Origin of the sequence: Marinomonas ostreistagni, from assembly GCF_016461785.1 — a bacterium.
Taxonomy (GTDB): Bacteria; Pseudomonadota; Gammaproteobacteria; order Pseudomonadales; family Marinomonadaceae; genus Marinomonas; species Marinomonas ostreistagni_A.
Window position 1 is genome coordinate 16,808 of sequence record NZ_JAEMUH010000010.1, and the last position, 16,828, is coordinate 33,635.

Genomic DNA, 16,828 nt, shown 5'->3' on the forward strand with positions numbered 1-16,828 from the left:
TTATTGTGTGTGTTTCCATTAAAATTTCCAATGATTTTATCGACTTATTTTCGGATGATCTACGATGTTTCCTACGAGAGTCCTTACCACTTCTTTATGCACCGCCATTATGATGATTACAGCGGGGTGCAGCTCAATAGCCGACCATGAAGACTCTTTCTATAAAACAGCAGAGACGTCACTGCAGCAAGAAAACCAACGTGTATTCGGTCAATCAACGGCGCAACAATCCGATGCCATAGACTTAGCTGATTTGATCCCTGATGAGAGTTTAAAAACGCTTATTAAGAATGCCTTAGCAGGCAACCCTAGCCTTCAGCAAACGTTACTTTCTCTGAAGGCCAGTGAGTTAGGGTTGGTTAGCACCCATGCTGATCGCTTACCTAGTGCTAGCGCCAGTCTATCAACCAGCCGCTCTGAGGGCAGCGATACAGAGTTTTCCTTGAGCAGCAGTGTTAGCTGGCAGTTGGATATTTGGTCGCAATTGGCGGATGCAGAACAGGCTGCAACTAAGAGTTATCAAAGCGACGTGGCGCTATTTCGAGCCGCACAAGCATCCTTAGTCGCCAGTGTCATGAAAAGCTGGCTAGAGCTAGTCTCTAGTTATCGGGCCATCGTTATTGAACAAAAAAGATTGGCTCTACTGGAAACGAATGAAGCATTAATCATTCAACGTTTTCGTAACGGTTTAGGCACGCTTGAAAGTCTAGACGAAGCGCAAACCTCCACCTCTCAATCTCGCTCTGACTTAGCAGAATACCAAGAAGCCCTTGCCAGCAATAAACGAGCACTGCAATTACTGCTCGGAGAGCAGCAGAGCTCCATTGAAAATTACCCCACGGAATACCCAGAAGTTTGGCTCGATTTAAGCGCTCTACCGCAGCAAGACCTGGCGTTACGGCCTGATTTACAAGCCGCCTATCTCGCCATCGAAGCAGCCGATTACAGCGCCAGCGTTGCCTATAAAGAAATGTTGCCGTCGCTCAACCTAAGCGCCTCACTCAGCGACAGTAGTACGACTTTACGGGATGCATTGTTCGTTTCTCCGGTTTGGTCATTATTAGGGCAGCTTAGCGCCCCTTTATTTCAAGCAGGAACACTAAAAGCCAATCATGAGATAGCCAAATTGGAAGTCGCACAGTCTTACCAAAGTTACCGTGAGACACTACTTAACGCCGTCAATGAAGTCCAAGACGCCATTGGTCAAGAGAAGGTTCTCAACACCCAACAGCAACACATCCAAAAAGCATTGACCAGTGCTCGCAGTAACCGTCAGCAATATGAGCAAAAGTATCGCTCTGGGCTCGTCGAACTCAGTGATTTGATCTCAGCTCAGCAAGCCGTCTTCGACCTCGAAGCAGAACTGGACACTCTACAGTATCAACAACTTAGCAATCGTGTTGATTTGGGCCTCGCCCTAGGATTAGGAAGCAGCAACACATGAAACGATTTTTACCTTGGATAACCTTTGGTTTAGCACTCCTGTGCCTCTTGGCTGCCTATCTTTATGTCAGTTCAGCCATGAGCGCCAAAAATGAAACGTTTAGCCGTCAGCGTCCTACCGCTCAAGAAACGGCTCTTGATGTCACGGTAGTAACGGTAGAAGCCTCCGACCACGCCGCAACAATTCGCGCTGTGGGCGTTGCAGAGCCCAAGCAGAACCTCACCTTATCCTCGCAGGTGAGTGGCGAAGTCGTTTCACTAAATCATGCATTTGAAGTGGGCAATCAAGTTCGAAAAGGACAAGTACTTGTTTCACTTGCTAACACAAACCTTGTATCAGAGCTGGCCAGTGCAGAAAATACTTTGGCGGCTGCACAGCTGACTCTGAAAGAGGAGCAACGTCAAGCAGAGCAGTCCAATGCCGAATGGCAAGCCGCAGGGCTCACTGGAGAGCCAGCCTCAGATTTGGTGTTGCGTGAGCCTCAGTTGGCCGCCGCTGAAGCAGAGGTCGCTGCGGCAAAAGCCGCTTTGGCTGAAGCCAAAGACAATGTCCAGAAACTGACGATTCGTGCTCCTTTCGATGCCATCGTGGTCAGTAAAGATATTTCATTAGGATCTTACCTTAGCAGCAACACCCAAGTGGCAACCCTCTATAGTACGGACAAAGTGAAGATTGAGCTTGAGCTCAGTAGCAGTGACTGGCAGAAGCTGCCATCGTCAGACAGCATGATAAAGAACCAATGGCCAGCAAACATTACTGGCGTTAACGAGCCTCAGAAAAAGTGGCAAGGTTATGTGGATCAAGCCGGTATGCATATCGACAGCGAATCAGGGCTACGCAGCCTATTCGTTGCGGTAGACCAACCATTGCAGCAATCTCCCCCTCTTCTTCCGGGGAGCTACGTGACAGTTACCTTAGCCGGTGGTTTACTGGCAGACTTATGGCAATTGCCAAACTCGGCACTGAGCCAGAAAAGCCAAATCTGGTATCTAACAGATGAGCAAAGGCTGGCTAATTTTGATGCGACGCCAGTATTTGTTGATCGTGAGTATGTGTACATCAAGGCCCCAGAAAACCTTCGACAAGCACCGCAGCGAGTTTTGACACACCCTTACAACAGCTATTTGACCGGCACACTCGCTAACCCACAAGAGAGTGTTAGCCAATGAACCCAGAGCAAGCACGCGGCATCATTCCTTGGTTCGCTAACAACCCGGTTGCAGCAAACCTGTTACTCGTACTGATCATCGCATTGGGTGTCATTAATATGAATGACATTAATCGCGAGGCCTTTCCGAGCCAGGAGCCTGACGAAGTCACCGTCTCTATTAGTTACGATAGTGGCTCTGCTCAAGCGACCGAAGAAGGGGTCGCCATTCCCATGGAACAGGCCCTTGAGGATGTTTTAGGGATTGATACGCTCACTATCTCTTCGACTTCAAGCAAGGCTTCCGCCGAAATTGAAATGCAAGCAGGTTATGACATTGATGAGTTGCTTCAAGATGTCAAAGACAGCCTTGATCAAGTAACGTCCTTTCCAGATGAAGCGGACCCTCCAGTGGTGGCAAAAGAGACTCGCCAAGAGCATGCCATTATGATTCAGCTTTTTGGCGATACCGACCGTCGCTCACTGCAAGCGCTTAGCAAAGATCTAGAGTCTGATCTGCTTGAGAAGAGCAACATCAATTCAGTTTCCATTTCAGGCTGGCTGGATCCAACGATCATGATCGAAGTGGATAAAGACAAGCTAGAAGCCTATGGGTTAACTCTTGATGACATCACCAGCGCCATTAATAGTGAGTCCAGCCCGTCTCAAGTCGCGACGTTAAGAAACGAAGATATTTACCTTCATGTCAGAGCCTCTGAGCAAGCCTATGTGAAACAGGATTTTGCCCAAATACCGATACGTACTACCAGTACTGGTGCAGTCTTAACGCTTGGCGACCTGGCAAACATCATTGACGGTTTTGACGATGATGACTTTACCTTATCTCGCTTCAATGGTCGCAGCAGTTTGGCGGTACAGGTCATTACAACGGGCCAAGATGACATCAGCAAATCGGCCGAAGCCGCCAAAGAGGTTGTAAAAGAATGGCAAGAAAGCGGCCGTCTACCACAAGGGGTTGAAATCGAAACCTGGTATGACCGTAGCGAGTCCATCAACGATCGACTGTCGCTGATGGTGAAAAATGCCATCACGGGTATTGTGCTCGTGTTTATCATGTTAGCGATTTTTCTAAACCTGACGGTGGCCTTTTGGGTCGCTATGGGGTTGCCGTTTATTTTCTTTGGCACCATGTTTGTGATGGGGCTCGACAGCGTCGGGCTAACCCTAAACATGTTCACCACCTTTGGCTTTATCATGGCATTAGGCATTGTCGTCGATGATGCCGTTGTGATCGGTGAAAGTGTTTACAGTGTTCGCTCAAAAGAAGGCGATACTCTTGCGAATACCATAAAAGGTACATTGCGAGTGGCCATCCCTACCCTGTTTGGTGTATTCACGACGGTGGCAGCCTTTTGGGCATTATCCAATATTGATGGTCGATTAGGCCATCAATATGCCCAATTTGCTGCGGTTGTAACAATTTGCCTAGTATTATCGGTGATTGAATCCAAGCTGATCCTACCGGCACATTTAGCTCACCTCAACACCCAGCGAAAAGCTCGAAAAAATTGGTTAGCGCGGGGCTGGGGCGCTATTCAACATTGTGCTGATTTTGCTTTGCAGTGGTTTAATAATCGTATCTACGCAGGCACCATTAGATACGCTATTCAGCACCGTTATGCCGTGATCGTTGCCTTCATCGTACTGTTTTTATTAGTGGTCTCGATGCCACTAACAGGAGCGATCCGCATCAGTTTCTTCCCTAATATCCCAGGCGATACCATTCGTGCTAGCTTGAGTATGCACAGCGATGTGAGTTATGGACAAACCCACAAAGCACTTACTTTACTTGAAGAGACTGCTCGAGCAACCGATAAGAAGCTGTTAAATGGCAGTGATGCTCAAGGGATAGAACATCTTCAAGTTACCGCAAGCGGTGATCAATCAGGCAGTCTACGTATTGAATTAGCATCCTCAGCACCATACAGCGCCAATGATTTTGCTCAAACTTGGCAACACCTTGCTGGAACTCCAGAAGGCGTTAGCAGTCTTCGCATTCGAAGCGCAAGAGAGTCTATTGACGCCCTAAGAGTTGAGCTACGAGGCTCTGACAACACTGTTCTTGATGGTGCTATGGATACTTTTATCAGCAAATTAGGCGCCGTCTCTGCTGTTCGAGGCATTGAGTTGAGTAACTCTTCGACAGAGTCCCGACTCGTTTTGAAACTAAATGATCAAGGGCGCGCCCTAGGACTTTCGACCAATGAACTTGCTTCACAAATCAAAGGTAACTTTGACGGCGAAGTGGTACAAAAGTATCAACGTGACAGTGCGGAAATTGAGGTCAGAATTGGCTATCCGGACAGTCAGCAAGAAAGCCCTGCTAACATTCTAAATACGCTGATTACATTAACCGATGGCACCAGGGTTCCGCTGTCATCAGTGGCCTTGCTCACTCAAGAAGACGCTCAAACACGCATCACTCGAATTGATGGCAAACGCTCGGTCTACTTATCAGCGGAAGTGGATAAAGACCAGATGTCTTCCACTGAAGTCGTTGAGTATCTGAAGAGCGCCATTGAACCCGAAATGAATAAACGCTTCCCTTCAGTGGATTTATATTACTCAGGCGAAGCAGAAGAACGAGAAGAAACCGAATCGTCGATGATCAAGATGTTTGCCATCGCTATGCTGGTAATATATGGCTTATTAGCGATTCCATTAAAGTCGTACAGCCAACCAGTCATCATCATGATGGCCATCCCATTTGGTATTGTTGGAGCACTCTTAGGCCACTGGTTTAATGGTATCGCCTTAGGTATTTTCTCTCTGAACGGCATCATCGCCCTATCTGGAGTGGTCGTGAACGACAGTCTCTTGCTGACCTCCCGCTTTAACGAGTTAAGACAGGAAACCAAGCATATACAAAAGGCCATCAGTGAAGCATGTCAGAGCCGTTTACGCGCCGTCTTATTGACGTCTATTACCACGTTTGCTGGCCTTATCCCTATTCTTTGGGAAACCTCTCGACAAGCTCAGGTTATGATTCCAGCTGCGGTCTCATTGGCTTACGGTATTCTGTTTGCCACACTGATCACTCTAATCTTGATACCCGTTCTGCTGATGGTACAAGAGGACATTAAGTACCTTGTCAAGCGCATGAAGGCGTATGCAAACGACGACAAGACTGAGCTAGTGAGCAAAACGCTCGATTAGTTTTTTCGTATTTTATTTGTGCTCAACGAAACAGCGCCGCTTCCTATGAGAGCGGCGCTTTTTTAGGCCCCTAAAATAGCCACAGTTGATGTTTTTTTGCACTCTTCGACTAAAGTCTCAATTCTTCTTTATAAGCGCACTGCTACATTCAATGTGCAAATAAAAATAACAAAGGAGATCGACAATGTCTGATCACACGGAAAACCAAGAAAATTATTGGAAGGCGAATGTTAGATTGATTTTCGGCTGCTTAATCGTATGGGCCTTAGTGTCTTACGGTTTCGGCATTCTACTTCGTCCAATGCTTGCAGGAATCGAAGTCGGGGGGACTGATTTAGGCTTCTGGTTTGCTCAACAAGGCTCAATCATCAGCTTTATTGGCCTGGTGTTTTTCTACGCATGGCGTATGAATGCACTGGATAAAGAATTTGGACTTGAGGAGTAATCACCATGAGTCAATTCACGATTAACTTGTTGTTTGTAGGGGCATCCTTTGCCCTCTACTTTGGTATCGCGATTTGGGCCCGTGCGGGTTCGACGAAAGAGTTCTATGTTGCAGGTGGTGGCGTACACCCTGTAATGAACGGTATGGCAACGGCCGCCGATTGGATGTCCGCGGCTTCTTTCATTTCGATGGCGGGTCTAATCGCTGCAGGCGGTTACGCTAACTCAACCTTCCTAATGGGCTGGACTGGTGGTTACGTACTTCTAGCGATGTTGCTTGCACCTTACCTACGTAAGTTCGGTAAATTTACCGTGCCAGACTTCATTGGTGATCGTTTCTACTCACGCACAGCTCGATTAGTAGCAGTAGCGTGTTTGATCATTGCCTCGGTAACCTACGTAATCGGTCAGATGACAGGCGCTGGTGTTGCCTTCTCTCGCTTCCTTGAAGTAGACAAAGACACTGGTCTAATCATCGCGGCGGTTGTGGTATTCTTCTACGCTGTATTGGGTGGTATGAAAGGTATCACATACACTCAGGTGGCTCAGTACTGTGTATTGATCGTGGCATACACGATCCCTGCTGTGTTTATCTCTCTACAATTGACTGATACTTTCATTCCAGCGATTGGTTTGTTCTCGGAACACACTCAATCTGGTATGCCTTTGCTACAAAAACTGGATGAAGTCGTACGTGAACTTGGTTTCCGTGATTACACCGCTGACGTAGACAACAAACTAAACATGGTTCTGTTTACATTGTCTCTGATGATCGGTACTGCGGGTCTACCACACGTAATCATTCGTTTCTTCACTGTACCTAAAGTAGCTGATGCACGTTGGTCTGCTGGTTGGGCATTAGTATTCATCGCCTTGCTTTACCTAACTGCTCCAGCTGTAGCGTCTATGGCTCGCTTGAACCTAATGACCACAATCTACCCTGAAGGTCCAACAGCAAACTCTATCGCATACGATGAGCGCCCTGACTGGATTCAAACTTGGGAGCAAACAGGTCTAATTAAATACGAAGACAAAAACGGTGATGGCCGTATCCAGTTCTACAACGACACGCCTGCGTTTGCTGAAGAAGCAACAGCACGTGGCTGGGCTGGTAACGAACTTACTGTTAACCGTGACATCCTAGTATTGGCAAACCCAGAGATTGCTAACCTACCTGGTTGGGTAATCGGTTTGATCGCAGCAGGTGGTCTAGCCGCAGCACTTTCCACTGCAGCTGGTCTACTATTGGCGATTTCATCTGCGGTAAGTCATGACTTGATCAAAGGTTCGATTAACCCAGACATTACTGAGAAAGGTGAGCTGTTAGCGGCTCGTGTATCCATGTTCTTCGCGATCATTATCGCCACTTACTTGGGTATGAATCCTCCAGGCTTTGCGGCTCAGGTAGTAGCATTAGCCTTCGGTATTGCTGCAGCATCTATCTTCCCAGCGCTAATGATGGGTATTTTCTCTAAACGCGTGAACAGTAAAGGTGCTGTACTAGGTATGCTAGCTGGTCTAGGTTGTACTCTAGTTTACATCTTCACTTACCTAGGTTGGTTCTTCATCCCTGGCACAAACACGCTAGCGAACACACCTGACAACTGGTTGTTCGGTGTATCACCACTATCATTCGGTGCAATCGGTGCGGTGATTAACTTCGCAGTAGCCTTCATCGTGTCAAACATGACAGAAGAAGTGCCACAAGATGTACAAGACCTAGTTGAAAGCGTACGTTACCCTAAAGGTGCGGGCGGTGCGGTCGACCATTAATCGTTAGTTTGACTAACAAGGCTAGCTCCTTTGGAGCTAGCCACTCAATTTGCACCACTGATTTCAAACAACAGAATAATAAAAAGGTGACTTTATGCTTTGGGAATTAATTGCGACAATCTGTGCAGGCCTTGCAGGTGCGGGTATCGCCCTATTCATCCGCAAGCTGTCATTAAAGAAAGCACCTAAATGGCTGGTTCCTACTTTGGCAGGTATCGGCATGCTAAGTTTTCAAATTCAAAGCGAATACACTTGGTACGAGCACCAAGCAAGCCTACTACCAGAAGGCGTAGTGGTGGTAAAAACCGTAGAAGAAGAAGCCCCATGGCGTCCATGGAGCATGGTTTACCCGCAAACCACTCGTTTTATCGCAGCCGACATTAACAACGCTGCGCAAAATGATCTCAATCACGATGTTTATCTAGTAGACCTCTATTTCTTTGAACGTCGCCTCTCTGCTAAGCGCGTGACCCAAGTTATTCATTGCGGAGCCAGTGCACGTACAAATTTCACCAACAAGCTAGAAGTTCCATCTGGCAACCAAGTGGACAATCGCGAGTGGGTATCTTTACCAAACAACGACCCATTACTGACCGCTGTTTGTGATGGACGTGCTTCTTGAAAGGTGCTCAGCAATAATCGCTAATCACTCATTTGCACCTTTAACACTTTTTCCCGACAATACAGGGCTCTTACATTGGAGCCTTGTATGCATTTCGACAGTACCCATCGCGACCATCTTTATAACATTATCTTTAACCGCCGCGATGTGCGCCGAGATTTTTTACCCACTCCAGTTGACGATGCAGTCATTCAGCGACTTTTAACAGCCGCTCACCATGCCCCAAGCGTTGGTTTCATGCAGCCGTGGGACTTCATCATCATTAAAAACCCTAAAACTCGCGCAAAAATTAAAGACGGTTTTCTTGCCGCTAACGAAGCCTCCGCCAAGTTATTTGACGGTGAGCGTAAGACACTCTATCGCTCGCTTAAGCTTGAAGGTATTGAAGAAGCTCCATTAGGTATTTGCATCACTTGTGACCGATCACGCACTGGCGATGTCGTGTTAGGTAGAACCATTAAACCTGAAATGGATCTTTTCAGCGCAGTCTGTGCTGTACAAAATTTATGGTTAGCAGCAAGAGCTGAAAATTTAGGGATGGGATGGGTGAGTATTTTAGAAGACCAAGTGTTATACGACACACTAGAGATACCTGAAAACTTAGACATCATTGGCTACTTCTGTATTGGCTATGTAGAAGCTTTCCAAACAACACCTGACCTAGAGCGTTATGGATGGCAAGATCGACGTCCCTTATCGGAGGCCATCCACTATGAGAAGTGGAATATCAATAGTTGAATTTTTCTAATCAATAAGGAGAGTTTTTATCGTTTGAGACAATACAAGTGTTCTTCTATCATACTTTAGTGTAATAACTCACTTTTAGGAGAATGATATGAAAACTAAATCTCTTGTGGAAATGCTAGAAACAGTTGATGCAACATATATTTCTGAGCATGAAAAAGCGGCAGCCATTGCTCGCGCGGAGTCAGCAGAATTTACGGTAGAAATGATTTCTTCGGCATTTGCTTGGGTCAAAAAAACATTGGTAAGCAAGCGTATTTCTTTCAATTCAGCTAAGCACTCTCACGCTTAATCACGCTGTTTTAGGTTATAGGGCGCAAAAATTAATATAAAAATGCGCTTTCCTAAGCCTCTTTCCTTACCCTTTCTCTTCTCTTGTTACATTCAAAAACACATCAACATAAAAAAGGCCACCTTGCGGCAGCCCTTAAGTAATCAATCACTTGATTAGTGGTGGTGACCACCTTCACCGTGAACATGACCATGTTCAACTTCTTCTTCTGTGGCTTCACGCACTTCTACAATCTCAACCTCGAAGCTTAGTGGTTTTCCTGCTAAAGGATGGTTGCCATCTAAAACAACACCGTCTTCTTCAACACCTACAACGACTACTGGTTGTTGACCATTTGGTGTTTGCGCCATGAATTGCATACCTACTTCGATGCTATCAACACCTTGGAAGTTTTCGCGTGGCACTTTTTGGATCAATTCTTGATGGACTGGGCCGTAACCTTCTTCAGGTGTTACTTCTACTTTCAATGCATCGCCCGCAGCTTTACCCTGAATCGCGTTATCTAAACCTTCGATGATGTTTTGAGCACCACTCAAGAAAACTAAAGGCTCTTGGCCTGCTGAAGAATCAAGAACTTGGCCAGCTTCGTCGGTTAGTGTGTAGTGCATGCTCACCACTGTGTTCTGTGCGATTTGCATTGTAATCTCCTAATTAAATATTGGCTGGGAACGAGTGCCGAAGAACTGCAATAGAACATTGCCAAACACCGCTACATCACGAACCCTAATGTGTATTCAATAATAATGGTAACGAAGCCATCTTTGCTTTACTACCGTATCAGGCATTTTCTTCGTAAATACAGCGGATTTCATTAGATTTTAGGCAAGAACTGACGAATATCTAGTGTGTGGCTTTTTCCTAACCAGCAAGCTCCCTGCGTGTGATCCCAAAGTTCATCTCCACTCAAAGGGTGCAAAAGCACATCTAAGGTACCGCGATTTTGTATCAACCAAGGCATAATCTCTGCCAAAATCACTGATGAAAATGAAATTTGAACACTCCACATAGGGTGAGGACCAACTTTTTTTTCATGAAAGCGCCCCACACTTACATCAAACAACTCAGCAACTTGATGGGCAATATGCTGAGCTTCTGATAATCCATCATGATCGGAGTAGTACAAATGTGCATGGTAAGCTTTAAACTCTTGCAATGGCATAGGCGATCTCATAATGAGTGATGTAAAACAATCATAGCATTTATAATTATTAGAATAGAGCGACCGATCTTTAACTGTCTGTTTCATATAGCGAAACAAAACACTCAAGACTATGGTCTAAAGGCATTCAGCATGAGCTGTGCTACATTAAGCACATCTCGTAGCTAGTAATGGAACATGTCACGCGATGACAGCATTTTGGGTAATTCTCGCAATACTCTACATCTTAGGACTTTTCTGGATTGCTAATTGGGGCGATAAGGACAGTTCAATTGCCAAACGACTCACCCGACACCCTCTTGTCTATAGCTTGTCGCTCGCTATTTATTGTACCGCATGGACTTTTTACGGAGCCATTGGTGAAGCCACGCGATCAGGTTGGAGCTACCTTCCGATACTATTAGGTCCTGTACTTCTTTACCTATTTGGTTTTGGTATTCTGCGAAAGATGATCTTTGTAAGCCGTAGGCAAAATATCACCTCGGTAGCGGACTTTATCTCTTCGCGCTATGGTAAAAGGCCGCTCACGGCCCCTGTTGTGATCCTAATCTGCATGCTCGCAGTGATTCCTTATATTGCACTTCAACTTAAAGCCATTGGTTCAAATTTTGCGTTATTCGTAAATCAAGATGAAAGCTCCGCTAGTTTGGTTGTCTTTGTGGCAACCGTATTAATCGGAATCTTTGCGATGTTGTTTGGGACACGTAAGGTTGAAGTAACTGAATACCGTTCAGGTATGATGTTAGCGATTGGCAGTGAGTCGCTGTTTAAATTAGTGGCCATTATAGCGGTAGGCTTGGTCGCAATTTTTGCGATACCTCATGATTCTATTGAAAGCTTTGTAGAGGGTGCTGACTTAAGCGAGTGGCGCAGCGACACTTTTTTTTCTTTCCCATTTATTATGCAAACATTGATGGCCGCCGCCGCGGTCATTTGTTTGCCTCGCCAATTCCACGTCACCGTGGTGGATCATCAAAATGATAAACAGTCACGCACCGCACGATGGATTTTTCCTCTGTACTTACTCGTCTTTGCTGCGCTTATTCCTCCCATTGCTATAGTCGGACAAAGCCTCTTTAGTAGTGACATTAATGGCGATACGTATGTGATTCAATTAGCTCTAGAATCGCAAAACCTTCCCTTACAAATTCTAATGTTCCTTGGCGGTATGTCTGCCACAACGGCCATGGTCATTGTGGCCACTTTTGCGCTCAGTATCATGATCAGTAACGATGTGATCCTGCCGCTGATGCTGGCTCGAAGCAAAACTCAAAATCGAACCTTGCCCATTTATAATCGTCGAATTTTACTGGTTCGACGCATCGCCATGTTGGGCATTTTGTCTTTGTCCTTTGTCTATTACCAAGAAATGGCAAACAGTGAATCACTTGCTAGTACCGGCTTACTTGCCTTCTCTTTGGTATTCCAGCTTGTTCCGGCTGTCATTGGTGGTTTGTATTGGAAACGTGGACATGCCTATGGTGTCTACGCAGGTCTGACGCTTGGCTTTATCTGCTGGTTCTTATGGATGCTGCTCCCCTTTACTGCTGGTGGCGAAATGTCATTAGGCACCTATTCGTCACGCAGTGAGCTCATTAGTTATGGTGCATTAATCAGCCTAATTGCCAATATTATTGGTTATGTTTTTGGCTCATTGTTGGCCAGCGAACGTCTAGTCGACCGTATCCAAGCCACAGCCTTTGTCACCCCCACTTCGGAAGTTGAAAGTCGTTTTTTTAAACCGAAAAGTAAAGCCATCAATGGTGACTTATTCGTTTTGCTTGAAACCTTTTTAGGGGAACAAAAATGCGCTGAAGTGATTCATCATTTCGAACAAAATTACAACGAAGATTTGCCCTCAAACCAGCGTCCTTCTCGATTATTTATCGAATATTGCGAACGTGTGCTTGGGGGAGTTCTAGGTGGCTCTTCAGCTCGTACCATCATCAACTCGCTGCTGGTGGATAAGCAAATCAAAGTAGAAGAGATGGTGACCTACTTAGATGAAGCCACTCAAGCTATTCAGTTCAACCAAAACTTATTGTTCATCTCGCTAGATAACCTGGACCATGGCATAAGTGTCGTCGACAAAGAGCTACGGATGGTGGCCTGGAACAAAACCTATATGTCTCTCTACCCGTATCCAGAAGGCATGTTAAAAATCGGTCTACCTGTCGAAGAGTTAATCCGCTTCAACGCTGTCAATGGCGAATGCGGAGTTGGTGACGTCGAAGAGCTAGTGAATAAGCGATTAGAGCATCTTCGTAAAGGCACAGGACATCGTTTCCTTCGCAGAAGAGCCAATGGACGTGTTATTGAGATGGTGGGTAATCCATTACCCAATGGAGGCTTTGTTACCAGTTTTACCGATGTCACAGAGCACATTGAAAGCCAGCAAGCCCTAAAAGATGCCAACATTGATCTTGAAAAACGTGTGGTTGCGAGAACACAAGAAGTACAGGGCATCAACCAAGAATTGAGACAAGAAATTGACCGACGTGCTCAGGCAGAACAAGAGTTAATGAGCGCTAAGGCAGAAGCTGAGCATGCCAATGCCTCCAAAACAGAGTTTCTTGCGCTGGCAAGCCACGATATTCTGCAACCTTTGAACGCTGCAAAGCTATACCTCGGAGCACTTCAAGATAGCGCAATTCCAGATGACTCCATTACCACCTTAAACAAGTTAAGTGACTCCCTTGAGTCAACCGAAACGTTGATCTCAACTCTATTAGAAATTGCCCGACTAGATCAAGGCGCGATCAAACCGACTCTCGTTGACACCGACATCCAGCCGATTATTGATCCAATTATCACTGAATTTGCAGTGATAGCAGAAAGCAAAAACTTACGTTTATCGACTCACATAAGACCTTGCCGCGTACACAGTGACCCAATTTATCTAAGACGCATCATTCAGAACTTTGTCTCGAATGCGGTCAAATACACTGAAACTGGGCGAGTGTTAATTTCTGTTAGACCAAGTCATCAGCATGTTTCCATTCAAGTATGGGACACAGGTGTCGGTATTCCTAAGAGTGAGCAGAACAAAGTATTTGATGACTTTTATCGCTGGGAAAATAATCGTGAACCTGGAATGGGGTTGGGGTTAGGACTAGTAAGACGTATGCAGAAATTACTTGGGGTTACCACCCAAGTACGTTCAGTACCACATAAAGGAAGCTGCTTTACGATCTTAGTGCCCAATGCCAAGCAGCCCGCACTGCCTCAAAAAGCCCCTGAAATTGCTCCTGTTGCAACCATTAACAAAGCTTTGGCAATGTGTCATATATGGTGTGTTGACGATGACCCGAATAACTTGGAAGCCATGAGCACATTATTAGATAAATGGCACTGTACTTATCGTACCTTCAATCGTTATGAAGATGCACTGAATGCTTTTGCGGAAACAATACCCGAATTATTACTGATGGATTATCAGCTTAATGACCAGCATGACGGGATAGACTTAATTGAGTTGTTAAGAAAGCGCTTTAATCAAACTATCGCAGCCGTGTTGATCACAGCGGTGCGTACGGATGAATTAGCTGAGCTGTGCAAAGAGAAACAGATATCCTATATGCCAAAACCAGCAAAGCCCGCAAAATTACGGGCTTTGGTTCAACACATAATCACCCAACGGGATGCTATAACGGATGATTAGAGACTGGAGGGGTTAATCCACAACCGCGAAGGATGATCTCGCTTAACGTGTCACCAACACGAACTAAATCCGCTTCATCAAGCTGCTCTTTTCCAGTCAAAGCAAGAATCTGCGCCTCAAAATCCGCGTAATGTTGAGTCGTAGACCAAATCATAAAAATAAGGGCGACTGGGTCAACCTTGCGCATTTTGCCAGTCTCAATCCATTGCTCAATGACACCTACGCGAGAACGTAGCCAAGGACGTAAATCTTCTTTCAAGTAGTCACCAATGTAATGCGCACCTTGAATCACTTCCTGAGCAAAAATACGTGATGACCGACCATTTTCAAAACTTTGACGCAACTTAATGCGAATAAATCGATCTAGCACAATAGCTGGATCGTCCATCGCAGTCGCTTTATCAAATAGATCATTCCAACCGTCAGCAATGTTATTCAAAACTTGCTTATAAAGATTCGCTTTAGAGTGAAAGTAATATACGATATTTGGCTTCGGCAAACCCGCACGCTCAGCTATATGCTGAAGGCTTGCACCACCAAAACCTTTCAATCCAAATTCAATTTCAGCCGCTTCTAAAATACGCGAGAAAACTTCTTCTCGGTTGGCTTGACGCTTACTCATGAGTCTTTTATTCCTTCGATTTATCCACGTAAATGATCTAATTGATCTGATACCAATGTGTTGGCTGCTAACTCGTATGCTCGTCCAAAACCTTTGACGAAACGCCCTTGTAAAGGACGCAGTTTAAACATCAGAAAATCCCCCAGTGATAACAACTGAGACGCCACTTCACCATGACGTTTGACTAATAAGTCTCCTACCAAAGACCAAGTAGCGGACTCTCTCTGAATCATGTTAACAGAGACTTCGTATTGTAACCGTTTTCGAGCATATACAGTATCACTGCTTGCTTCATCTTCAATGATCAATACCGAAGCATGCAGACCATGTTCTAAAGCTTGAGTGTGCTGAGCTAAACGACTGACTAAGATGTAAAACTCTTCTTCTAGCACGACATAGGGAGCATATGACGCAATAGGAACACCCTGAGCATCCACAACAGCGAGCATTAAGCTGCCCTGCTGATCAAGGAAGGCTTGAATTTCAGTCGCCAGCTCACTGGCTAAACGTTGGTTTTTCACGGTGCCTCCTTGTCGTCCTTAAAACTTAGCCAAGCAGTGCCTTCAATTGCTCAGCACTTGTCAGCTTACCTTCATCATCTATGTTTGGGAAAACAGCTAAGGTAATGTTGTCCTTCTCAAGACTTGGTAGCCACATGCTTTGGAAAGTCTCCAGAGAGACCTCAACAGGCTCACAGTCATCCCATTCATCTATCGCCCACTGAGCAGCGAAGTCTGCATCAGGCCACACCATAACGCAGTCGCCATCATCGGTTTCAACCATCACGAAACCTTCTTCGTTGCTTAGACTCCAAACTGTTTTATGTTCTTTGACGGTTTTTACAAAGTACTCTAATCGAACATCATCAGTGGATGCGAGTAACTGGATGCGTTGATCTAAGCTTAGCTCTTCACTCATTCTGGATCTCTCTTTAAAACGTTAAAATAGCGCCACTTCGGCATCGGTTAGCTCTCGGTACTGACCTTCTTCTAAGTCACCCAAAGCCACCTCAGCGATGGATTCTCGATGTAAACGAACGACTTTATTACCCAAGGCCGCCAACATACGCTTAACTTGATGGTACTTTCCTTCGGAAATGCTCAGCAATATTTCTTGGGAAGTTACTCGTACAACTTTAGCTGGCTTAGTGGGGTGCTCTTCACTCTTCAGTTGAACACCCTGCTCAAGTTGCTTGATCGCTTCATCAGTGATGTCATCCGCACACCAGACTCGATATTGCTTAAAACAATCACTCTTAGGCGAAGTAATGCGATGCAACCATTGCCCATCTGTCGTTAACAGCAGCAACCCTGTTGTGTCCATGTCCAAACGTCCAACTACACGCAAATCTTTCTGCTCGTGCGTCGCGATCAAATCCAACACTACTGGGTGTTCACCATCTTCCGTCGCACACACATAGCCAGCGGGTTTATTCAATACGAAATACTTATCTCGAGGCCAAGCTAATAAATCATCGTGATGCTTAACTTGATCTTGGTGCGTGACAGTATGATTGGCTTTTTTAATGACCGTATCATTGACGCTGATTTGTCCTTTGGTAATTAGGAGTTTGGCATCTTTTCGTGACAGTCCTAATGTATGGGAAACAAAGAAGTCGAGTCTGACGGAAGTATCGGAAAAGGGTTTTGACATAGAGGCTGGAAGTGTCTCGTCGCGTAAAGTTAAGGATTAAAATTACAGCGCGGCTCGTTTAACAATTTTGTAAAAGTACATAACAAAACG

General features: G+C 45.5%; 15 protein-coding genes. 9 read left to right on the forward strand and 6 right to left on the reverse strand.

Features of this window, described 5'->3' with window-relative positions:
* The first annotated feature begins 64 nt into the window (after positions 1 to 64).
* The 8 genes from JHD44_RS11210 (at position 65) to JHD44_RS11245 (ending at position 9,643) form a co-directional block, all read left to right on the forward strand.
* The gene (locus JHD44_RS11210) at positions 65 to 1,444 is read left to right on the forward strand and encodes a TolC family protein (protein ID WP_199462841.1); all 1,380 of its coding nucleotides are present in this window, start codon (positions 65 to 67) and stop codon (positions 1,442 to 1,444) included.
* Positions 1,441 to 2,613: an efflux RND transporter periplasmic adaptor subunit gene (locus tag JHD44_RS11215; RefSeq protein WP_199462842.1), complete on the forward strand. Its 1,173-nt coding sequence runs from the start codon at positions 1,441 to 1,443 to the stop codon at positions 2,611 to 2,613. Before JHD44_RS11210 ends, JHD44_RS11215 begins: the two co-directional genes overlap by 4 nt.
* Entirely contained in the window at positions 2,610 to 5,768 is a 3,159-nt protein-coding gene (locus JHD44_RS11220; RefSeq protein WP_199462843.1) for an efflux RND transporter permease subunit, read from the forward strand. Before JHD44_RS11215 ends, JHD44_RS11220 begins: the two co-directional genes overlap by 4 nt.
* A 184-nt stretch (positions 5,769 to 5,952) precedes the next feature.
* The gene (locus tag JHD44_RS11225; protein ID WP_133560436.1) at positions 5,953 to 6,213 is read left to right on the forward strand and encodes a DUF4212 domain-containing protein; all 261 of its coding nucleotides are present in this window, start codon (positions 5,953 to 5,955) and stop codon (positions 6,211 to 6,213) included.
* Between the two features lie 5 nt (positions 6,214 to 6,218).
* Positions 6,219 to 7,985: a sodium:solute symporter family protein gene (locus JHD44_RS11230; protein ID WP_199462844.1), complete on the forward strand. Its 1,767-nt coding sequence runs from the start codon at positions 6,219 to 6,221 to the stop codon at positions 7,983 to 7,985.
* Positions 7,986 to 8,079: 94 nt separating this feature from the next.
* Positions 8,080 to 8,607 (forward strand): hypothetical protein, encoded by a 528-nt coding sequence (locus JHD44_RS11235; protein ID WP_199462845.1) that lies wholly within the window; start codon positions 8,080 to 8,082, stop codon positions 8,605 to 8,607.
* Positions 8,608 to 8,694: 87 nt separating this feature from the next.
* Entirely contained in the window at positions 8,695 to 9,345 is a 651-nt protein-coding gene (gene bluB, locus JHD44_RS11240; protein WP_199462846.1) for a 5,6-dimethylbenzimidazole synthase, read from the forward strand.
* A gap of 97 nt (positions 9,346 to 9,442) precedes the next feature.
* Positions 9,443 to 9,643 carry a hypothetical protein gene (locus JHD44_RS11245; RefSeq protein WP_199462847.1) on the forward strand — a complete coding sequence of 67 codons (201 nt, stop codon included), beginning with the start codon at positions 9,443 to 9,445 and terminating at the stop codon, positions 9,641 to 9,643.
* A 155-nt stretch (positions 9,644 to 9,798) separates the two neighbouring features.
* Here the strand turns inward: JHD44_RS11245 and JHD44_RS11250 are convergent, their stop codons facing one another.
* Complete coding sequence (locus JHD44_RS11250; protein ID WP_199462848.1) at positions 9,799 to 10,281, reverse strand: FKBP-type peptidyl-prolyl cis-trans isomerase; 483 nt, start codon at positions 10,279 to 10,281, stop codon at positions 9,799 to 9,801.
* Positions 10,282 to 10,454: 173 nt separating this feature from the next.
* A complete protein-coding gene (locus tag JHD44_RS11255) occupies positions 10,455 to 10,802 on the reverse strand; it encodes a DOPA 4,5-dioxygenase family protein (protein WP_233402045.1) in 348 nt (115 codons plus the stop codon).
* 187 nt (positions 10,803 to 10,989) lie between these two features.
* Between JHD44_RS11255 and JHD44_RS11260 the strand changes: the two genes are divergently transcribed.
* The gene (locus JHD44_RS11260; RefSeq protein ID WP_199462850.1) at positions 10,990 to 14,463 is read left to right on the forward strand and encodes a PAS domain-containing hybrid sensor histidine kinase/response regulator; all 3,474 of its coding nucleotides are present in this window, start codon (positions 10,990 to 10,992) and stop codon (positions 14,461 to 14,463) included.
* On the opposite strand, the gene JHD44_RS11265 is transcribed toward JHD44_RS11260, so the two are convergent.
* Genes JHD44_RS11265 through JHD44_RS11280 form a run of 4 tightly spaced genes read right to left on the reverse strand, consistent with a single transcriptional unit; the run spans position 14,447 to position 16,738 of the window.
* On the reverse strand, positions 14,447 to 15,085 hold the full coding sequence (locus JHD44_RS11265; RefSeq protein ID WP_199462851.1) for a TetR/AcrR family transcriptional regulator: 639 nt from the start codon (positions 15,083 to 15,085) through the stop codon (positions 14,447 to 14,449). The genes JHD44_RS11260 and JHD44_RS11265 overlap by 17 nt on opposite strands.
* Before the next feature lie 20 nt (positions 15,086 to 15,105).
* Positions 15,106 to 15,606 carry a HugZ family protein gene (locus JHD44_RS11270; RefSeq protein WP_199462852.1) on the reverse strand — a complete coding sequence of 167 codons (501 nt, stop codon included), beginning with the start codon at positions 15,604 to 15,606 and terminating at the stop codon, positions 15,106 to 15,108.
* 25 nt (positions 15,607 to 15,631) lie between these two features.
* On the reverse strand, positions 15,632 to 16,003 hold the full coding sequence (locus JHD44_RS11275; RefSeq protein WP_199462853.1) for a DUF2750 domain-containing protein: 372 nt from the start codon (positions 16,001 to 16,003) through the stop codon (positions 15,632 to 15,634).
* Positions 16,004 to 16,024: 21 nt separating this feature from the next.
* Positions 16,025 to 16,738, reverse strand: coding sequence for a pseudouridine synthase (locus tag JHD44_RS11280; protein WP_199462854.1), 714 nt, complete (start codon positions 16,736 to 16,738; stop codon positions 16,025 to 16,027).
* Positions 16,739 to 16,828 lie beyond the last annotated feature (90 nt).